The sequence below is a fragment of the Brachybacterium sp. J153 genome, assembly GCF_036311905.1.
Lineage (GTDB): Bacteria > Actinomycetota > Actinomycetes > Actinomycetales > Dermabacteraceae > Brachybacterium.
Genome location: NZ_JAZDCH010000001.1, coordinates 48,470 through 66,917, shown reverse-complemented (window position 1 = coordinate 66,917; position 18,448 = coordinate 48,470). Strand labels below are relative to the sequence as shown.

The 18,448-nt window shown below is 73.5% G+C and carries 15 protein-coding genes; 6 read left to right on the top strand and 9 right to left on the bottom strand.

The window, feature by feature from the left end; genetic code table 11:
- Positions 1 to 25: 25 nt before the first annotated feature.
- Positions 26 to 1,504 (bottom strand): NAD(P)H-quinone dehydrogenase, encoded by a 1,479-nt coding sequence (locus tag V1258_RS00265; protein WP_329747815.1) that lies wholly within the window; start codon positions 1,502 to 1,504, stop codon positions 26 to 28.
- 67 nt (positions 1,505 to 1,571) lie between these two features.
- On the opposite strand from V1258_RS00265, the gene V1258_RS00260 reads away from it, so the two are divergent.
- Together V1258_RS00260 and V1258_RS00255 are read left to right on the top strand one after the other, a co-directional pair.
- Positions 1,572 to 2,411 carry a purine-nucleoside phosphorylase gene (locus V1258_RS00260; protein ID WP_329747814.1) on the top strand — a complete coding sequence of 280 codons (840 nt, stop codon included), beginning with the start codon at positions 1,572 to 1,574 and terminating at the stop codon, positions 2,409 to 2,411.
- A 5-nt stretch (positions 2,412 to 2,416) separates the two neighbouring features.
- Complete coding sequence (locus tag V1258_RS00255) at positions 2,417 to 4,168, top strand: phospho-sugar mutase (protein ID WP_442878547.1); 1,752 nt, start codon at positions 2,417 to 2,419, stop codon at positions 4,166 to 4,168.
- Here V1258_RS00255 and V1258_RS00250 read toward each other — a convergent pair.
- Together V1258_RS00250 and deoC are read right to left on the bottom strand one after the other, a co-directional pair.
- Entirely contained in the window at positions 4,155 to 5,324 is a 1,170-nt protein-coding gene (locus V1258_RS00250; protein WP_329747812.1) for a DUF2330 domain-containing protein, read from the bottom strand. The two genes, V1258_RS00255 and V1258_RS00250, sit on opposite strands and share 14 nt — an antisense overlap.
- A 100-nt stretch (positions 5,325 to 5,424) precedes the next feature.
- Positions 5,425 to 6,090 carry a deoxyribose-phosphate aldolase gene (deoC, locus tag V1258_RS00245; protein WP_329747811.1) on the bottom strand — a complete coding sequence of 222 codons (666 nt, stop codon included), beginning with the start codon at positions 6,088 to 6,090 and terminating at the stop codon, positions 5,425 to 5,427.
- A gap of 131 nt (positions 6,091 to 6,221) precedes the next feature.
- Between deoC and V1258_RS00240 the strand changes: the two genes are divergently transcribed.
- The 4 genes from V1258_RS00240 (at position 6,222) to V1258_RS00225 (ending at position 10,701) form a co-directional block, all read left to right on the top strand.
- Positions 6,222 to 7,667, top strand: a complete 1,446-nt coding sequence (locus tag V1258_RS00240; RefSeq protein ID WP_329747810.1) for an Nramp family divalent metal transporter — start codon at positions 6,222 to 6,224, stop codon at positions 7,665 to 7,667.
- 52 nt (positions 7,668 to 7,719) lie between these two features.
- A complete protein-coding gene (locus tag V1258_RS00235) occupies positions 7,720 to 8,535 on the top strand; it encodes a FadR/GntR family transcriptional regulator (protein ID WP_329747809.1) in 816 nt (271 codons plus the stop codon).
- 11 nt (positions 8,536 to 8,546) lie between these two features.
- Complete coding sequence (locus V1258_RS00230) at positions 8,547 to 9,554, top strand: L-idonate 5-dehydrogenase (protein ID WP_329747808.1); 1,008 nt, start codon at positions 8,547 to 8,549, stop codon at positions 9,552 to 9,554.
- Between the two features lie 64 nt (positions 9,555 to 9,618).
- Positions 9,619 to 10,701: an NUDIX domain-containing protein gene (locus V1258_RS00225; protein WP_329747807.1), complete on the top strand. Its 1,083-nt coding sequence runs from the start codon at positions 9,619 to 9,621 to the stop codon at positions 10,699 to 10,701.
- A 57-nt stretch (positions 10,702 to 10,758) separates the two neighbouring features.
- Here V1258_RS00225 and V1258_RS00220 read toward each other — a convergent pair whose 3' ends face one another.
- The 6 genes from V1258_RS00220 to V1258_RS00195 all read right to left on the bottom strand — a co-directional run bounded on the left by V1258_RS00220 (position 10,759) and on the right by V1258_RS00195 (position 18,268).
- On the bottom strand, positions 10,759 to 12,072 hold the full coding sequence (locus tag V1258_RS00220; protein WP_329747806.1) for a thymidine phosphorylase: 1,314 nt from the start codon (positions 12,070 to 12,072) through the stop codon (positions 10,759 to 10,761).
- Between the two features lie 19 nt (positions 12,073 to 12,091).
- Positions 12,092 to 12,523, bottom strand: a complete 432-nt coding sequence (locus V1258_RS00215) for a cytidine deaminase (protein ID WP_329747805.1) — start codon at positions 12,521 to 12,523, stop codon at positions 12,092 to 12,094.
- A 35-nt stretch (positions 12,524 to 12,558) separates the two neighbouring features.
- On the bottom strand, positions 12,559 to 13,896 hold the full coding sequence (locus V1258_RS00210) for an ABC transporter permease (RefSeq protein WP_329747804.1): 1,338 nt from the start codon (positions 13,894 to 13,896) through the stop codon (positions 12,559 to 12,561).
- Positions 13,896 to 15,467, bottom strand: coding sequence for an ABC transporter permease (locus V1258_RS00205; RefSeq protein ID WP_329747803.1), 1,572 nt, complete (start codon positions 15,465 to 15,467; stop codon positions 13,896 to 13,898). The genes V1258_RS00210 and V1258_RS00205 overlap by 1 nt, the downstream gene beginning before the upstream one ends.
- Complete coding sequence (locus V1258_RS00200) at positions 15,464 to 17,047, bottom strand: ABC transporter ATP-binding protein (protein ID WP_329747802.1); 1,584 nt, start codon at positions 17,045 to 17,047, stop codon at positions 15,464 to 15,466. The genes V1258_RS00205 and V1258_RS00200 overlap by 4 nt, the downstream gene beginning before the upstream one ends.
- A 108-nt stretch (positions 17,048 to 17,155) precedes the next feature.
- Positions 17,156 to 18,268, bottom strand: a complete 1,113-nt coding sequence (locus tag V1258_RS00195; RefSeq protein WP_329747801.1) for a BMP family lipoprotein — start codon at positions 18,266 to 18,268, stop codon at positions 17,156 to 17,158.
- Positions 18,269 to 18,448: the final 180 nt, after the last annotated feature.

The window sequence follows — 18,448 nt, the reverse complement described above, 5'->3', positions numbered from 1 at the left end:
CCCGCCCCCGGCTCCGCCTCTGCGCTCAGCCCTCGGCCTCCACGCGGCGGGCGACCTCGGCCAGGGATCCGGTGAGCGAGGGGTACACCGTGAAGGTCCCCGCCACCTGTTCGGCGGTGAGCCGGTGCGCGACCGCGAGGGTGAAGGGCATGATCAGCTCGCTCGCGCGCGGAGCGACCACCACCGCCCCGAGCACGGTGTGCGATCCGGGACGCACCACGAGCTTCACGAAGCCCTCCGCCACGCCCTGCATCTTCGCGCGGGGGTTCGTCTCGAGGCCCAGCACGAGCACCTCGCCCGCGACCTCCCCGGACGCCACCTCGGCCTCGCTCACCCCCACCACGGCGATCTCGGGGCTGGTGAAGATCGCGGAGGAGACCTGCGCGGCGACGAGCGGGCTGACCGCGTCGCCGAGGGCGTGGTGCATCGCGATCCGCCCCTGCATCGCCGCGACCGAGGCGAGCGGGTACACGCCCGTGCAGTCCCCGGCGGCGTAGATCCCGCGGACCGAGGTGCGGGAGACCCGGTCCGTCTCGACGTGGCCGCTCGACCGGAGCCGCACCCCGGCGGTCTCGAGGCCGAGCCCCTCCGTGCGCGGCACGCCGCCGAGGGCCATGAGGGCGTGGCTGCCGCGGATCTCCTCCCCCGAGGTGAGGGTGACCACGACCTCCTCCCCCTCGCGGCGGGCGGCCGCGGCGCGAGAGCGGGAGCGCAGCTCGACCCCGCGGCGGGCGAAGGCATCCTCGAGCACGTCCGCGGCGTCGGCGTCCGTGCCGGGCAGCACCTGATCGCGGGAGGAGACGAGGGTGACCCGGCTGCCGAGCGCCCGGTAGGCGCTCGCGAACTCGGCACCGGTCACCCCGGAGCCGACCACGATCAGATGCTCGGGCAGGGCTCCGAGCTCGTAGAGCTGGGTCCAGTTGAGGATCCGCTCCCCGTCGCAGGGTGCCTCGCCGAGCTCCCGCGGGCGGGCGCCGACGGCGAGGAGCACGACATCGGCCCCGATCTCCTCGACGACCGCGCCATCACCGGCGCCATCGCCAGGGCCTTCGAGGGCCTGCACCCGATCGGGTGCCACGAGGCGCCCGCGCCGCGGCAGGATCCGCACCCCGGCGGCGCGCAGGCTCGCGGTGATGTCCGCGGACTGGGAGGCGGCGAGGCGGCGCACCCGCTCGTTGACGGCGCCCAGGTCGACGGTCAGCGTCTCGGCGGTCGGCGCGGAGCCGTCGTCGGCGTCGCGGATCCCGAGCCGCGCCGAGTCGGCGACCTGGTCGAGTACCTCGGCCGTCGCGATGAGGGTCTTCGACGGCACGACATCGGTGAGGACCGCGGCGCCGCCGATGCCCCGCTCCTCGAGCAGGGTCACCTCCGCTCCGGCACGGGCCGCGACGAGCGCCGCCTCATACCCTCCGGGACCTCCGCCGAGGATCACCACCCGGCTGCGATCGCCCTGCACGGGCACGCGGTGCGGATCGGACGGGAGGGCGGTTCCGGGGTCGCTCACCCTCGACATTGTGGTTCATGCGCGCCGCTCAGGGGGCCGTTCGGGGGACCTGCGCTAGTTTGTGCCCATGACTGCTGCCACTGCCACCACCGACCCGTATCAGCTCGCCCGGGACGCGGCCGTCGCGATCGCCGACGCCTCCGGCGTCCCGGCCCATGACGTCGCCCTCGTGCTCGGTTCCGGCTGGGCGGGCGCGGCCGATCTCCTGGGCGAGACCGTCTGGCAGGCCGACGCCACCTCGATCCCCGGCTTCCGCGCCCCGGCCGTCGCGGGCCACGTGGGCACCCTCCGCTCCGTCCGGGTCGAGGGTAACGGCACCCGCGCCCTGGTGCTCGGAGCCCGCACCCACTACTACGAGGGCGCCGGTGTCGAGGCGACCGTGCACGGCGTCCGCACCGCGGCCGCGGCAGGGGCGCGCACGATGGTGCTGACCAACGGCTGCGGCGGCATCGACCCGTCCTGGGCCCCGGGCACCCCGGTGCTGATCGCCGACCAGATCAACTTCACGGGCGACTCCCCGCTGCGGGGCGCGAACTTCGTGGACGTCACGGACCTCTACACCCCGGCTCTGCGCGATCTCGCCCGGGAGGTCGATCCGAGCCTCGACGAGGGCGTGTACATGCAGTTCCGCGGCCCGTCCTACGAGACCCCGGCCGAGGTGCGGATGGCGCGCACGATGGGGGCGACGCTCGTGGGCATGTCCACGGCGCTCGAGGCGATCGCCGCCCGCGAGGCCGGCATGGACGTGCTCGGCATCTCGCTGGTCACGAACCTCGCCGCAGGCATCAGCGCCCAGGCGCTCAGCCACGAGGAGGTGCTCGAGGCCGGTCGCGACGCGGGCCCGCGCATCTCCCGTCTGCTCGCCGAGACGGTGCGCCGCCTGCCCGTCGAGGGGCCGAGCGCATGAACCAGATGCCCGGCGCGGCCCCCGGCGACGCGGACGCCCCGGCCGTGCTCGACGCGGAGCTGCGCCGCCGCGCCGAGGAGTGGCTCGAGGACGATCCGGATCCCGGCACCCGCGCGGCGCTCGCCTCCCTGCTCGAGCAGGCCCTCGGCGGGCGCGCGGAGGCGATCGACGAGCTCGAGGACGCCTTCTCCGGGGACCTCGAGTTCGGCACCGCCGGGCTCCGCGGCCGCATGGGCCCGGGCCCGCTGCGGATGAACCACTCCGTGGTCGCCCGCGCGGCGCGGGGCCTCGCCGACCATCTCCTCGGCGATCTCGGTCTCGAGGATCCGCTCGTGGTGATCGGCTTCGACGCCCGTCACGGGTCGGAGGCCTTCGCCCGCCGCTCGGCGGCGATCCTCGTCGCGGCGGGCTGCCGGGTGCGCCTGCTCGAGCGGTACGGCCCCACCCCGCTGATCGCCTTCGCGGTGCGCCATCTCGCGGCCGACGCGGGCATCGTCGTGACCGCCTCGCACAATCCCCCCGCGGACAACGGCTACAAGGTGTACCTCGGAGGCCGGGCCGCCGAGAGCGACGGCCGCGGCGTGCAGATCGTGCCGCCCTCGGACGGCCAGATCGCCGCGCGGATCCGCGCCGTCGGCCCCGTCGGCGGAATCCCCCATGCAGAGGAGGGCTGGGAGGTGCTCGGCGAGGAGCTGCGCGAGGACTATCTCGCCGCGATCTGCGCGCTCCCGGATCCCGAGAGCCCGCGCGAAGTGCGGATCGTGCACACCGCGATGCACGGGGTCGGCACCGAGACGGCGCTCGCGGCGCTGCACCGCACCGGGTTCACCGAGGTGCATCCGGTCGCGAAGCAGGCCGATCCGGACCCGGACTTCCCCACCGTCGCCTTCCCGAACCCGGAGGAGCCCGGGGCGATCGACCTCGCCCTCGAACTCGCCCGCACCCTCGAGGCGGACGTCGTGATCGCCAACGACCCCGATGCGGACCGCTGCGCCGCCGCGGTCTTCGATCCGCACCGGGGCGACTGGCGGATGCTCACGGGCGACGAGCTCGGCGTGCTGCTCGGCGATCACCTGATCCGCCGCCACGGCTACGCGGGGTCGATCGCGAACTCGGTCGTCTCCAGCCGCTGGCTCGGACGGATCGCCACAGCCTCCGACCTGGACGCCGCGACCACGCTCACCGGTTTCAAGTGGATCGCCCGCGCCCCGGGGATCGTCTTCGGCTACGAGGAGGCGATCGGCTACTGCGTGCTGCCGGAGGTGGTGCGCGACAAGGACGGACTCTCCGCGGCGCTGATGGTCGCCGAGATGGCGGCGCTCGCCCGCGCCGAGGGCACCACGCTGATCGGCCGCCTCGACGACCTCGCCGGCGAGCACGGCCTGTTCGCGACCGCGCAGCTGTCCCTGCGGGTCACCGAGCTGTCCGAGCGGGACGTGATGATGGCGCGACTGCGCGCGGAGCCGCCCACGACCCTGGCGGGCAGCGGGGTCACCGCGGTCCAGGACCTCGCGGAGGGCTCGGTCGCGACGACGGGCCTCCCCCCGACGGACGGGGTGCTCCTGGCGACGGCCGACGATGCCCGGGTGATCGTGCGGCCCTCCGGCACCGAGCCGAAGCTCAAGTGCTATCTCGAGGTGCGCGAGGAGGTCCCCGCGGGGGCCGACGAGGCAGCGCTCGGTGAGGTGCGCCGCGAGTCCGCCGAGCATCTCGAGCGGATCCGGGAGGACATGCGCCGGGTGCTCACCGGCGCCTGATCCCCGGGTCCGCGCGCGCCCGGCGGGCGGAGCGCAGGGCCAGGGCGGCGAGGACGAGCGCGAGGGCGGTGATGACCGCGGCGGCCACCAGCAGCCAGCCGACGGGCACGCCCCCGACGGTGACGGTCTCAGTGACCGTGACCGTGGGCACGACGTACTCGGCCTCGGGGTCCGGGACGAGCACGATGTCGGTCGTGAACGTCTCCGGATCGCCGGAGATCGCGAACTCGGTGACGATGTGGTTCCGGGTCTCCTCGGCCGGGCCGTCGCTCGCCTCCGCCGCCGCGGTGCCGGTCAGCTCCCGCAGCGTCTCGTCGCTCCAGACCCAGTCCTCCCAGGTGGGGTCGGCGATCCAGGGCCGCTCGACGTGCTGGTGCGCGGCGGAGCCGTCGGCGCGCCGCACCGGCTGATCGGAGAGGACGAAGAGCGAGAGCTCCTGACGATCCGAGGCGGCTCGGGAGAGGCGCATCGGGTAGATCAGCTCATCGCTCGGGAAGTCGACCCGGAGCGGCTCGATCTCGCCGCGCAGCTCGGCATCGGCCGCATAACGCACGGCGGTGAAGACCCATCCGTCCTCGGCATAGGGATCCAACAGCGCGGAGACAGCCGGGGCGAGCTCGTAGCCGTTCTCCGCGAGCCAGGTGCGCACCCCGTCGGCCCCGCCCTCGAGCACCGCGACCTGGTAGTCGCCGACGCGCGCCTGCTCGTGCACGGTGACGCCGCTGCCTCCCGGAGGCGCGCCGCCCTCGCCGCTGCCCGCCCCTGCGAGGAAGGGGTTCTCGCCCCACAAGTCGTACTCGACGTCCTCGCGCGGCGCGGTCGCGGCCTGCATCTCGCGCAGCGTGCCAGAGGAGGCGGTGCTCACCTCGGGCACGGCGGGCGTGGGCAGGAGGAGCGTCGAGCCGGTCCGGGTGCCGTCGAGGGCGAGCCCCATGATGATTGTCTCGACGCCGTCCTCGAGGGACAGGATCGCCGTCTCGCGCAGCACGTTCGCGCCGGTGCGCTGGTCCGCAGGATCGATGAACGCCCCGCATGCGCAGGCCCCGGCGGGGCTCACGGCGCCCAGCAGCAGCTGGGCGAGCACGAGCGCGCCGGTGATCACGGCGGCGAGGAGCCGCCTGCGCGCCTGCGCGGTCGGTCGGCGGTGGTCGGTCATCACGTTCCCCCTCGTGGTCCCCTGCCCCAGGCGTCCCCTCGACGCGCGGGTCCTGCTCGCGGACCGGCCGGCGGCCCCCGCCGACCGGCCCGCGCCCTGCTCAGTACCCGGTGCCGGTGCCGCCCTCGAGGATGGCCTTCGAGGACGACAGGCCGAGCCGGCTCGCGCCCGCGGCGACCATCGCCTCGGCCGCCTCGCGGGTGCGGATCCCGCCGGAGGCCTTGACGCCCAGGCGGTCGCCGACGGTCTCGCGCATGAGCCGCACCGCGTGCTCGCTCGCGCCGCCCGCGGGGTGGAAGCCGGTGGAGGTCTTCACGAAGTCGGCGCGGGCGGCCTCGGCGGCGCGGCACACGCCGACGATCTGCTCGTCGGAGAGCGCGGCGGACTCGATGATCACCTTGAGCACGACCGGCGCGGGCGCCGCCTCGCGCACGGCGCGGATCTCGGCCTCGACGGCGTCGAACGCGCCGGCCCGGGCGAGGCCGACGTTCAGGACCATGTCGATCTCGTCGGCGCCCTTCGCGGCGGAGTCCGCGGCCTCGGCGGCCTTGATCGCGGGGGCGTGCTGTCCGGACGGGAAACCGCACACGGTCGCGACCTTCACGGTGGTCTCGACCGGGAGCATCGAGGGCGAGACGCAGATCGAGTAGGTCCCGAGCTCCTCGGCCTCGCGGGCTAGCGCGTCGACGTCGGTGCGGGTCGCCTCGGGCTTGAGCAGGGTGTGGTCGATGAGCTGGGCCAGCTGGGCGTTCTCGAGAGCGGTCATGGAGGAATCCTGCCACGCGCCTCAGGTGACGCACACCGCTCCCGAACCTCTCTACCTATCTGATAGGTTCTGGGGCATCCGGCGCGATGCGGCCCTCGCTCGCGCTCCCCCGCGACAAGGAGAACGCGTCGATGACGACGTCCCCGCACCTGGCTCCCGCCTCCCCCGGCGGCACCCCGTCGGACACCCCCTCCGCCACCGTCCTCGCCCAGGGCGTGGACCCGTACGTGGTCGACGGAACGCAGATCGCCGAGCCGCCGACCACCCTGCGCGGCCGACTCCGCTTCCTCGGCCCCGGCATGATCACCTCCGCCGCCGTGGTCGGCTCCGGCGAGCTGCTGACCGCCACCGCGCTCGGCGCGACGGTCGGGTTCATGCTGCTGTGGCTCGTGCTCGTCTCCACCTTCCTCAAGGTGTGGGTGCAGATCGAGCTGGCTCGCTGGTCGATCTCCACCGGCCGCACCGCCGTCGACGGCTACGACGATGTGCCCCCGCGGATCGGACGCCGCGGCTGGATCTCCTGGCTGCAGCTGCTGATGTTCCTGCAGTTCTTCATCGGCCAGGCCGGCGTGATCAGCGCCTCGGCCTTCGCCTTCTCGACCCTGCTGCCGATCGGCGGCGAGCCCTACTCGCTGCTGTCCATCGGTGTCTGGGTGGCAGCGCTGGTGATCATCGCGATCGCCATCCACTCGCTGAACCGCTACGCCGTGGTCGAGCGGATCTCGACCGTGCTGGTCATGGCCGTGACCGTCTTCGCGATCGTCATGGTGTTCCTGATGCAGGCCACCGAGTTCGCCTGGACCGCCGGCGACATCGCGGGCGGCATGCGCTTCCAGGTCGCGGCCGGCGCGATCGGCGTGGCCATCGCGATGTTCGGCATGACCGGCGTCGGCGCCGGCGAGACCACCGCCTACACCTACTGGGTCGTCGAGAAGGGCTACGCCGCCTGGGCGGGCCCGAACGACGGCACCGACTCCTGGGTCTCCCGCGCCAAGGGCTGGATCTCCGTGATGAAGGTCGACGCCTGGGTCTCCTGGATCATCTACACCGCCTCCACCGCCGCCTTCTACATCCTCGGCGCCGCCGTGCTGCACCCGCAGGGTCTCGTCCCCGAGGGCACCGACGTGATGGTGACGATCTCCTCGATCTTCGACTCCGCGGTCGGCACCTGGGGCGGTGTGCTCTTCCTGATCGGCGCGGGCCTGGCCCTGTTCAAGACGATCCTCGCCAACGTACCGAGCCTCGGCCGGATCACCGGCCAGACCCTCGCCGTCTTCGGCGCCTACGACTGGAAGGACCAGATCGCGCGCGATCGCTGGCAGCGGATCATCATGATCGTGCTGCCGATCGGCTGGGGCCTGCTCGGCACGATCGCCTCCTCGCCGCTGCTGCTGGTGATCATCGCCGGCATCCTCAACGCCGTGTACCTCATCGGGGCGGCCATCGCGACCGTGTACCTCGCCCGCACCCAGACCGATCCGCGGATCCGCGACGGGCGCCCCACCGAGGTAATGCTGTGGATCTCCGCGGCGGCGATCATCGCGGTGGGTGTGATCGGATTGGTCAATGCCCTCTGATCACTCCGCCGCGCCGGCGGATCGTACCGCCGCGCCGGCAGGTCCCGCCGCCGTGCCCGAACCGGGGAGCGCCTCCCGTGGATCCGACCTCGGCCACTCCGCCCTGCGCTATCTCACCGCCCCCGCCGATCCGGACCCCGCGGCGCTCGGCCGCGAGACCCTCGTGGGCCGCGCCCGCCAGGCCGTCCTCGACCTGATCGACGAGGAGGGCCTCGGGACCGGGGACCCGCTCCCCTCCGTCGGCGCCCTCGCTGAGCGCTTCGCGGTCTCCCGGGCCGTGGTGCGCGAGGCGCTCAGCGCGCTCGACGCCCTCGGCATCGTGGAGATCTCCAACGGCCGCGCCGCCCGGGTGCGGCCCCCGGACGGCTCGCTGGTGCGCTTCTCCCTCTCGCGCACCCTCCGCACCGCCCCCGGGGAGGGCTTCGCCGCCCTCATGGACGTGCGCGCCCCCCTCGAAGTGCGCGCCGCCGCGCTGGCGGCCCGTCGCGTCGCCGCGAGAGCCGTCGACGCGAGCGAGCTCGACGCGCTGCAGACCCTGCTCGCGCAGATGGAGGGTGCCCTCGACGACTCCGCGGAGTATCCGCGCCTCGACCTGCGCCTGCACGCCCTGATCGCCGAGCTCGCCGCGAGCCCCGCCCTGCAGGGCGTGCTCGAGGCGGTCTCCACCCCGCTCTTCCGCGCCATGCGGGAGCTGCGCGTGACCCGCGAGGCGCGCGGCCTGGTCGGCGCCGAGCACGCCGAGCACGGCCGCATCGTCACCGCGATCCTCGCCGGCGACGCCGGGGCGGCGAGCGACGCCATGGCCGAGCACATGGCCGCCGTCGAAGCCTTCGACGACGACCCCCTCCGCACCTCCGCCACCCGCTGAAAGGACACCCCATGCGCGCCCTCGAGATCCGTTCCCCCGGCGAGCTCCGCCTGGTCGACCGCGAGGAGAGCGCCCCCGGCCCCGGCCAGGTGCGGCTCTCCGTCGAGTTCGGCGGCATCTGCGGCTCCGACCTCGCCTACTGGCGGAGCGGCGTCTCCGGCACCGCGGTCATGCAGCGCCCCTTCGTGCTCGGCCATGAGATCTCGGGCCGGATCACCGAACTCGGTGCGGGCGTCACGGGGCTCGAGGTCGGTCAGAGCGTCACCGTCCACCCGGCCCGCACCCACTCGCCGCTCCCGGCCGGTCTCGAGGGGCGCGAGAACCTCCACCCCGATCTCACCTACTTCGGCTCGGCCGCCCAGGACCCCCACACCGACGGCGGCTTCGCCCAGTCGCTCGTGGTCGACGCGGACCAGATCGTTCCACTCCCGGCCGGGCTGAGCATCCGCCGCGCCGTGCTCGCCGAGCCGCTCGGCGTCGCGATGCACGCCGTCCGCCGCGCGGGGGACGTGACCGGGAAGCACGTGCTCGTCTCCGGCTGCGGGCCCGTCGGCCTGCTCGTGATCCTCGCCGCCCGCGACGCCGGCGCCGCGCACATCACCGCCGTCGACCTCTCCGAGACCGCCCGGGAGCGGGCCCTCGCCCTCGGCGCGGACAGGGCCGGCGACACCTCCGACGGGATGGATCCCGCGATCTCCGTGGCCTTCGAGGCCTCCGGCGCGCCCGCCTCCCTCGACGGGATCCTGCGACACATCGCCCGTGCCGCGACCGTGGTGCAGGTCGGGAACCTGCCGCCCACCCCGGTCAGCGTGGCCCTCGGCCCGATCGTCTCCAAGGAGCTCGACTACCGCGGCACCTACCGCTTCGTGACCGAGATCGAGGACGCCGTCGAGCTGCTCGCCCGCAGCGAGGTCGCCGAGCAGGTGATCAGCGACGAGTTCGCCCTCGAGGACGCCGAGGCCGCTTTCACGGCCGCTGCCGGACGCGGTTCGAGCAAGGTCGTGCTGACCTTCGCCTGAGCCAAGGCGTCCCCCAGCCCGCGGGCCCGCCGACACCGTCGGCGGGCCCGTAGACTTCTGGCCCATGACCGGCCCCTCCGCCCCGCCCCGTCCGCCGCGCCGCATCGTCCTCGTCGCCGGCCCCTCGGGCAGCGGCAAGGGGGTCATGGCGCGCCGGGCGGGACTGCCCACGGTGCCGCTCGACGACTTCTACCGCGACCACGACGATCCCGGACTCCCCCGCCGCTTCGGCATCGTGGACTGGGACGATCCCGCCTCCTGGAACGCGGGAGCGGCGCTCGAGGCGCTCACGGCCCTCGCCCATGACGGCGTGGCGGACGTTCCCGAGTACTCGATCCCCCTTTCGCGCCGCACCGGCACGACATCCCTCGCGGCGGGCGACGCCGAGCTGATCATCGCCGAGGGCATCTTCGCGGCCGAGCTGGTCCGCCCCCTGCGCGAGATGGGGCTGCTGGCCGATGCGATCGTCCTGCATCGCCCCACCCCGGTGGTCTTCGCGCTGCGCCTCGCCCGGGACCTCCGTGAGGGGCGCAAGCCGCCGCTGACGCTGCTGCGGCGCGGCGTCGCCCTGGCCCGCGAGCAGCACGCGGACATCGCCGGCTGGCGCGCCGCGGGCATGCGCCCGGTGGGGCTGCGCCGGGGAACGCAGTTGCTGCGCCTTCTCGCCGCCCTCACCGCCGCAGAACGCTGCCAGCACCAAGCCGCCGATGCCGGGACGCTGCTGCGCATCACCGCCGTCGCCTTCCTCCGCGAGGGCGCCCGGGGCGAGGAGATCCTCGCGGTGCGCAAACGCGGCACCGGCTCCTACATGCAGGTGGGCGGCAAGCTCGAGCCGGCCGAGAGTGCGCTCGAGGCGGCCGTGCGCGAGGTCGGCGAGGAGCTCGGGGTCGTCCTGGACCCTGCCGGGCTGGAGCTGCTCGGCGACTTCGAGGCGGTCGCGGCGAACGAGCCGGGAACGCGCGTGCGTTCGACGGTCTTCCTGTGCCGGCAGGCGCTGCCGGAGCCGCTCACCGTGCGGGCCGAGCTCGCCGACCACCGCTGGTTCCCACTGGCGGAGTCGGAGGCGGGCGTCCGCCTCGCACCGCTCATGACCGAGCACATCGTCCCGGCTCTTCTCGACAGCGCCGCCCGCACCACCCGCGGGTGAGGAACACCGCCCGCTCCCGAGGCCCACCCCCTCTCCCGGGAGCGGCGGCGCCCGAGGTCAGGGGATGCGGTCCAGCACGATCCGCCGCGCCGGGAGCGCGGTGCCGGGAGCGGCGAGCGTCCAGGAGCCCTCGATCGCCTCGAGCGCACGGGCCACCCGTTCCGGGGTGTCGGTGTGCAGACGGGCCAGCACATCACCGGCCCGCACCTCCTCCCCGAGATGCTTCTCGATCTCGACGCCGGCAGCGGCCTGCACCGCCTCGCCGGGTCGGGAGCGGCCGGCGCCGAGACGCCACGCGGCGACGCCCACACCCATCGCGTCCAGACCCGTGACCACGCCGTCCTCGGTGGCACGCAGCTCCTCGACGTGCCGCGCCTCGGGCAGCGGGGCGTCCACGTCCCCGCCCTGGGCGGCGATCATCGCGCGCCAGGAGTCCATGGCCCGGCCGTCCTGGAGCGCTCGCTCCACGTCGGCGTCCCGGACCCCGGCGGCCTCGAGCATCTCGCGGGCCAGCGCCACGGTCAGCTCGACGACGTCGGCCGGGCCGCCGCCGGCGAGCACCTCGAGGGACTCGCGCACCTCGAGGCCGTTGCCGGCGGTGCGGCCGAGCGGCGCGGACATGTCGGTGAGCAGGGCGACGGTGCGCACGCCCGCGTCGGTGCCGAGGTCGACCATGGTGCGGGCGAGCTCGCGGGCGTCGGCCTCGTCCCGCATGAAGGCGCCGGCACCGGTCTTCACGTCGAGGGTCAGGGCGGCGGTGCCCTCGGCGATCTTCTTGGACATGATCGAGCTGGCGATCAGCGGGATCGCCTCGACGGTCCCGGTGACGTCCCGCAGCGCGTAGAGCTTCTTGTCCGCGGGGGCGAGGCCCGAGCCCGCCGCGCAGATCACGGCGCCGACCTCCGCGAGCTGGCGCATCATCTCGTCGTTGCTGAGGGAGGCGCGCCAGCCGGGGATCGCCTCGAGCTTGTCGAGGGTGCCGCCGGTGTGTCCGAGCCCGCGCCCGGACAGCTGCGGCACCGCGACCCCGAACGAGGCGACCAGCGGGGCGAGCGGCAGGGTGATCTTGTCCCCCACCCCGCCGGTGGAGTGCTTGTCGGTGGTGGGCTTGGCGAGGGCGGAGAAGTCCATCCGCTCGCCGCTCGCGATCATCGCGGCGGTCCAGCGGGCGATCTCCTCCCGCTCCATCCCGTTCAGGAACACGGCCATCGCGAGGGCGGCCATCTGCTCCTCGGCGACCACGCCGCGGGTGTACGCGTCGATCACCCAGTCGATCTGCTCGGGGCTGAGCCGCTGCCGGTCGCGCTTGGTGCGGATCACGTCGACGGCGTCGAAGGGCTCGACGGCGGGGGCGGGCGTGGTGGGGGTCATGGGCTCCTCCTCGGGAGGGTCAGGGGGCGAGGTCGGCGGGGCCGAAGGGCTGCGGGAGCACCTCGTCCATGCTCCGTCGGCCCTCGGGGGTGAGGATCACGAGACCCGTGCCCGCATGCTCGGAGAGCAGCTGGCGGCAGCGACCGCAGGGCATCACGACCTGACGCTCCTCCCGGGCGAGGTGCTCGTCGCCGCCGACGCAGACGAAGCGCTCGAGCTTCCCCCCGCCGCCGGCGATCAGCTCGCTGATCAGTCCGCACTCGGCGCAGAGGGTCACGCCGTACCCGGCGTTCTCGACGTTGCAGCCGCGCACGAGCCGGCCGTCCTCGGTGACCGCGGCCGCGCCCACCCGGTAGCGGGAGTACGGGGTGTAGGCGCGCTCGGCGATCTCCCGGGCGGCCTCGAGCAGGGTCGCGAACTCGTCGTCCGCCGGGGGTTGCGTGCTGGTCATGTCCCCGATGCTCTCACCTGCGGCGCTCATCGGGCTCACTGCTTGATGTACGGCTCGCCGTCGGCGGCGGGCACCCGCACGCGGCCCACCACGCCCGCGACCGCGAACAGCGCGACCACGTACGGGAGCATGAGCAGGAAGTCGCCGGGGATCGAGACCCCGCCCTCGGCGGCGGTCATCGTGCCCAGGCGCAGCTGCAGCGAGTCGGCGAACGCGAAGGTGAGGGCCGCGAGGAGCGCACCGACGGGGTGGTACCGGCCGAGGATCATGGCGGCGAGGGCGATGTAGCCCTTGCCCGCGCTCATGTCCTCGCCGAAGGCGACGCCCGTGCCGATGGTGAGGGTCGCCCCGCCGAGGCCGGCGACCGCGGCGCCCAGCAGGACGTTCTTCCAGCGGGTGAGGTTCACGGGAATGCCCACGGTGTCCGCGGCCTTGGGGTGCTCGCCGACGGCTCGGACCCGCAGGCCCCAGCGGGTGCGGAAGAGGGCCACGGTGAGCAGCGCGACGATGACCCACATCAGGTAGACCAGGATGTTCTGCTCGAAGAGCACGCGACCGATCACGGGGATGTCCGCGAGCAGCGGGATGCGCAGCACGGGCAGGCGCAGCGCGGCGTTGAAGGTCCCCGGGTTGTCGCGCATCACGGTGCCGAAGAAGAACGAGGTCACGCCGAGGGCGAGGACGTTGAGGACCACGCCCACGATGATCTGCTGGACGTGATAGCCGACGGCGAAGAGTGCGAGCAGCGCGCCCATCAGCAGGGCCACGAGCGGCGCGGCGACCAGGCCGGCCCACACGTTGCCGGTGAGGGAGCCGACGAGGGTCGCCCCGAAGGCCCCGAAGAGCAGCTGCCCCTCGATGGCGATGTTGATGACGCCGGCCCGCTCGGAGAGCACGCCGGAGAGGGCACCGAAGGCGAGCGGGACCGCCAGGACGATGGTGCTCTGCAGCAACGTCGTCACGTCGAGGGACCGCTCCGAGATCACCCAGGTCATGAACGCCAACACCCAGGCCACGGCGAACACGGCGATGAGGGTGAGGCGCAGTGCCCGCGGCGGGCGGGCACGCAGCGCCTGGAGCACCCACAGGCCCGCGGAGGCAGCGAGCGCCAGGACGGCGAGGAGGATCGCGGCGAGCTGGGAGGGGACGGTGATGCGCTCGGGCACGAGACCCAGCGGGTTCAGGTCCGTCTCGCGGGCCAGGGCGAAGGTCGACTCGGTGCCGGGGAGACCGCGCAGCCCGAAGAGGATCAGCGCGATCAGCCCCAGCACGGTCAGGCTCGCGGGCAGGTGCCACCAGCTGGAGGAGCGGGTCTCGTCCTGCGGCTTCTCGACGACGGAGTCGTCGGCGACGATCACGGGTGCGGTGCTCATCACGCGTCCTCCTGCGCATCGGTGGGGTCCGCACCGCGCTCGGGCGCGGGGGCGGGTCCGGCCGACGGCGCGTCGCCGCCTCCACCGGAAGGGGCGGGGGCGCCGGGCGGACCGTCGCCATCGGAGGCGGAGTCGCCGTCGGAGGCGGCGCCGGGGTCGACAGGGTGCTCGGCACGGTGCCCGCCGACGGGGGCGGCGCCGCTCGCGACCACGGCGGCGGGGGCGCCCGTCGCGCGGCCACGACGGGCACGGCGCACGCGGGCCGACGCACCGGGGTGGTCCACGTGCCGCAGACCGATCAGGGTGCGCACGAGCGGCGGAGCCGCGATGAAGAGCACCACGAGCACCTGGATCACGGAGACCAGGTCCAGGGGGACGCCCTGGTTCGTCTCCATGAAGCGGCCGCCGGTGGACAGGCCCGCGAAGAGCAGGCCCGCCAGGGCGATCCCGACGGGGCCGGAGCGACCCAGCAGGGCGACCGTGATCGCGTCGAAGCCGATGTTGCCGGCGACGCCCTCGGTGAGGCGCCGCTCGGTGCCGAGCACGTGCACGGCGCCCGCGAGGCCGACGAGCCCGCCGGCGACGGCGAGGGTGAGGAAGGCGGTGCGGGAAGGCGAGATGCCCGCGAACCGCGCGGCACGCGGGTTCGAGCCGACCGCTCGGAAGTGGAAGCCGATCGTCGAACGGCTCATCAGCCACCACAGCAGCACCACGGCGCCGGCGGCGAGGAACAGCCCCGCGTGCAGACGGAAACCGGTGCCGAGCAGCAGCGGGAGCTGGGCGTTCTCCCCCACCGACGGGGAGGTCGGCTGGGACTGGTTCGCGCCCGTGAAGGCCGCGGTCTTCAGGGCGAAGGCCAGCAGGTAGGTCGCGATCCAGTTCAGCATGATGGTGCTGATGACCTCGTTGGCGCCGAAGCGCGCCTTGAGGAAGCCGGCGATCCCGCCCCACAGCCCGCCGGCGAGCACCCCGACGAGCAGGGCGAGCAGCAGGTGCACGACCACGGGCAGGTCGAGGGCGAAGCCGATGTACCCCGCGGCCATCGCGCCGACGATCAGCTGGCCGGTGCCGCCGATGTTGAACAGACCGGCGCGGAAGCTGACCGCCATCCCGGCCGCGGCGATGATCAGCGGCGTCGCGATGGTGAGGGTCTCGGTGAGGGGACGCAGCCCGGCGGTGAGGGCGGGCAGCAGCACGTAGGTGCCGGAGCCGCCGGCCTCGCGCACGGACTCCGCCGCGCGTGCCGCGCCGGGCGCATCGAAGACGGCGCCGCGGAACATGGCGCCGTACGCCTGGGTGACGGACTGCCAGACCGCGACCACGGCGTCCCCGGGGCGGGCGAAGAAGTATCCGAAGGTCGCGCGGACGTCCTCGTCGGCGATGACGATCAGCACCGAGCCGATCAGGAAGGCGAAGACGAAGGCCATCACCACCACCAGCAGATCGCTGCGGGCGAGGCTCTGCAGCGTCCGGGCGAGGGCGCTCTCGGCGTCCTCGGCGGGCGGCGGTGGGGCGTCGGCGACGCTGCCGCCCACGCCGGGTGCGGTGCCGCTCACGGAGGGCGTGGTCATGCGAGGTCTCCTTCGTCGGCGAGTTCGTCGGCCAGGCGGCTGTCGGCGGTGCGGGCCCCCGCGGCCACGGCCTCCCGGGCCGCCTCCGCGGTGTATCCGGCCATCATCAGGCCCAGCACGTCGCGGTCCTCGTCGCCGGGCACGATCCCGAGGATCCTCCCGCGGTACATCACGGCGATGCGATCGGCGAGCTGGGTGACCTCGTCGAGCTCGGTCGAGACGATGACGACGGGCGTGCCCTTGTCCCGCTCGTCGAGGATGCGGCGGTGCAGGAACTCGATCGAGCCGACGTCCACGCCGCGGGTGGGCTGGGAGGCGATCAGGAGGGAGAGCTCGCGGTTGAGCGCCCGGGCCATGACGATCTTCTGCTGGTTGCCGCCGGACAGGGTGGAGGCCGCGGAGGCCGCCGACCCGGTGCGGATGTCGAACTCGGGGATGAGCCGCTTCGCGTTCTCCGCGATGGCCTTGAGGGACATCGCCACGGACGTGCCGAAGGGGGCGCGGTCGTGCTGGTCCAGCACCAGGTTCTCGGCGACCGAGAAGTCGGCGACGAGGGCGTCGTGGGTGCGGTCCTCGGGGACGAAGCCGACGCCGGAGTCGAGGATCTGCTTGGTGGAGCGGCCCACCAGCTCGACGCCCCCGAGGCGTGCCGAGCCGTGCACCGTGTCCTGCAGTCCCAGCAGCGCCTCGGTGAGCTCCGTCTGGCCGTTGCCCTGCACGCCCGCGATGCCGAGCACCTCGCCGTGGCGCACCGCGAAGCTCACCCCGTCGAGGGTGCGGGTGCCGGTCTCGTCGGTGACGCGGAGGTCCTGCACCTCGAGCGCGATCTCTCCGGGAGCCGCCGGGATCTTGTCCTGCGCGAGGGAGACCTGCCGGCCGACCATGAGGGAGGCGAGATCGGCCTGGTCGGCGGAGGGATCCGCCTCGCCGACGACCTTGCCGCGGCGGATCACGGTGATCCGGTCGGAGACGGCTTTGACCTCGCGGAGCTTGTGGGTGATGAAGACGATCGAGGTGCCCTCGTCGCGCAGTTGGCGCATGATCGTCATCAGCTCGTCCGTCTCGTGCGGGGTGAGCACGGCGGTGGGCTCGTCGAGCACGAGGATCTCGGCGTGGCGGCTGAGCGCCTTGATGATCTCGACCCGCTGCTGCGCGCCGACGGGGAGGTCCTCGACGAGCGCATCGGGGTCCAGGTCGAAGCCGAAGCGGGCGGAGATCTCGCGGACCATGCGCCGGGCCGCGGGGAGGTCGAGCAGCCCGCCGCGGGTGGGCTCGTGGCCGAGCACCAGGTTCTCGGCGACGGTGAACACGGGCACGAGCATGAAGTGCTGGTGCACCATGCCGATGCCGGCGGCCATCGCCTCGCCCGGATCGGCGAAGGCGACGGGGGCGTCGTCCAGGAGGATCTGGCCGCCGTCGGGGCGGTAGAGCCCGTAGAGCACGTTCATGAGCGTCGACTTGCCGGCGCCGTTCTCGCCCAGCAGGGAGTGGATCTCCCCCGGTTCGACGACGAGGTCGATGGAGTCGTTGGCCACGAAGGACCCGAAGGTCTTCGTGATCCCGCGCAGTTCGAGCTTCACGGCTCTCGCTTCCGTCGGCTGCGCCCCGGATCTCGGAGCGGAGGGTCTCTGACAGGGAACGCGGTCCCCGTCCCGATCCGGGACGGGGACCGCGGGCGGCTGCGAGGGTCAGGCCCCCGCGGGGGACGCCTCGGACTCGACCACGACGGTACCGTCGATGATCTCCTGCTTGAGCGTCTCGAGCTCGGTCACCAGCTCGGCCGGGACATCATCCTCGAAATCGTGGAAGGGCGCCAGGCCGACGCCGCCGTTCTCGAGGGTGCCGACGTACGGGGTGGGGTCGAACTCGCCGCCGGCCGCACCGGTGATGACGTCCTCGACCGCGACGGTCATCTCCTTCATGACGGAGGTGAGGATCGTGGCCTGTGCGTCGGGGTCGGCGGCGTTGGTCTCGAAGCCGTCGGCGTCGACCCAGATCACCATGCGGTCATCGCCCTCCTTGGCGGAGGCGAGGGTGCCCGCGCCGACCGGGCCGGCGACGGGCATCACGATGTCGGCGCCGGCGCTGTAGAACTCGTCGGAGACGGCCTTGCCCTTGGACTGGTCCTCGAAGGTGCCCACGATGGAGCCGGTCTGGGTCTCCTTGTTCCACCCGAGCACCTCGACCTCGGTGCCGTGGGTCTCGTTGTAGTGCGCGACGCCGTCGACGTAGCCGTCCATGAAGATGGTGACGGTGGGGATGTCCATGCCGCCGTAGGTCGCGACCTTGCCGGTCTCGGTCATGCCAGCGGCGAGGTAGCCGGCGAGGAAGGCGGCCTGGGCGGTGTCGAACTCGAGCGGCTTGACGTTGTCGAGCTCGATCGGGTTGCCGTCGGCGTCCTGGGCGGTGGAGTCGACGATCGCGAAGTCGGTGCCCTCGTTGGCCTGCGCCGCGGCGCCGGTCGCCGGGGCGAGGAGGAAGCCGACGGTGATGATCAGGTCGCAGCCCTCGGTCACCATGTTGTTGATGTTGGGCGCGAAGTCGGAGTCGGTCGTGGACTCCGCCTCCTGCGTCTCGATGCCGAGCTTCTCCTCGGCGTTGAGCAGGCCGGTGTGGCTGGACTCGTTGAAGGACTTGTCATCCCAGCCGCCGGAGTCGGAGACCATGCAGGCCTTGTAGTCGGTCGAGGCGCCGCCGGCGTCGCTGCCGCCGCCGGCGGTCTCCTCGGGCGGGGTGCCGCAGGAGGCGAGCGCGAGGGCCGCGATGCCCGCGAGGGCGAATGCGCGAGAGGTGGTCTTCATGGGATTCCTCCGGAACGGTGGGCGAGGCCGGGTGGGCCGAGTGGGATCGCGTGCGGCGACGGCTCTGTCGCAGACGACTCGGACCCTAGCCGCCAGGAGCTCGCGGCGAGGCCGGGTCGAGGCCCCGCGCGAGAACCGTTATGAAATCGACGCGGAGGTGGCGCCCGGGTGAACCGGGCG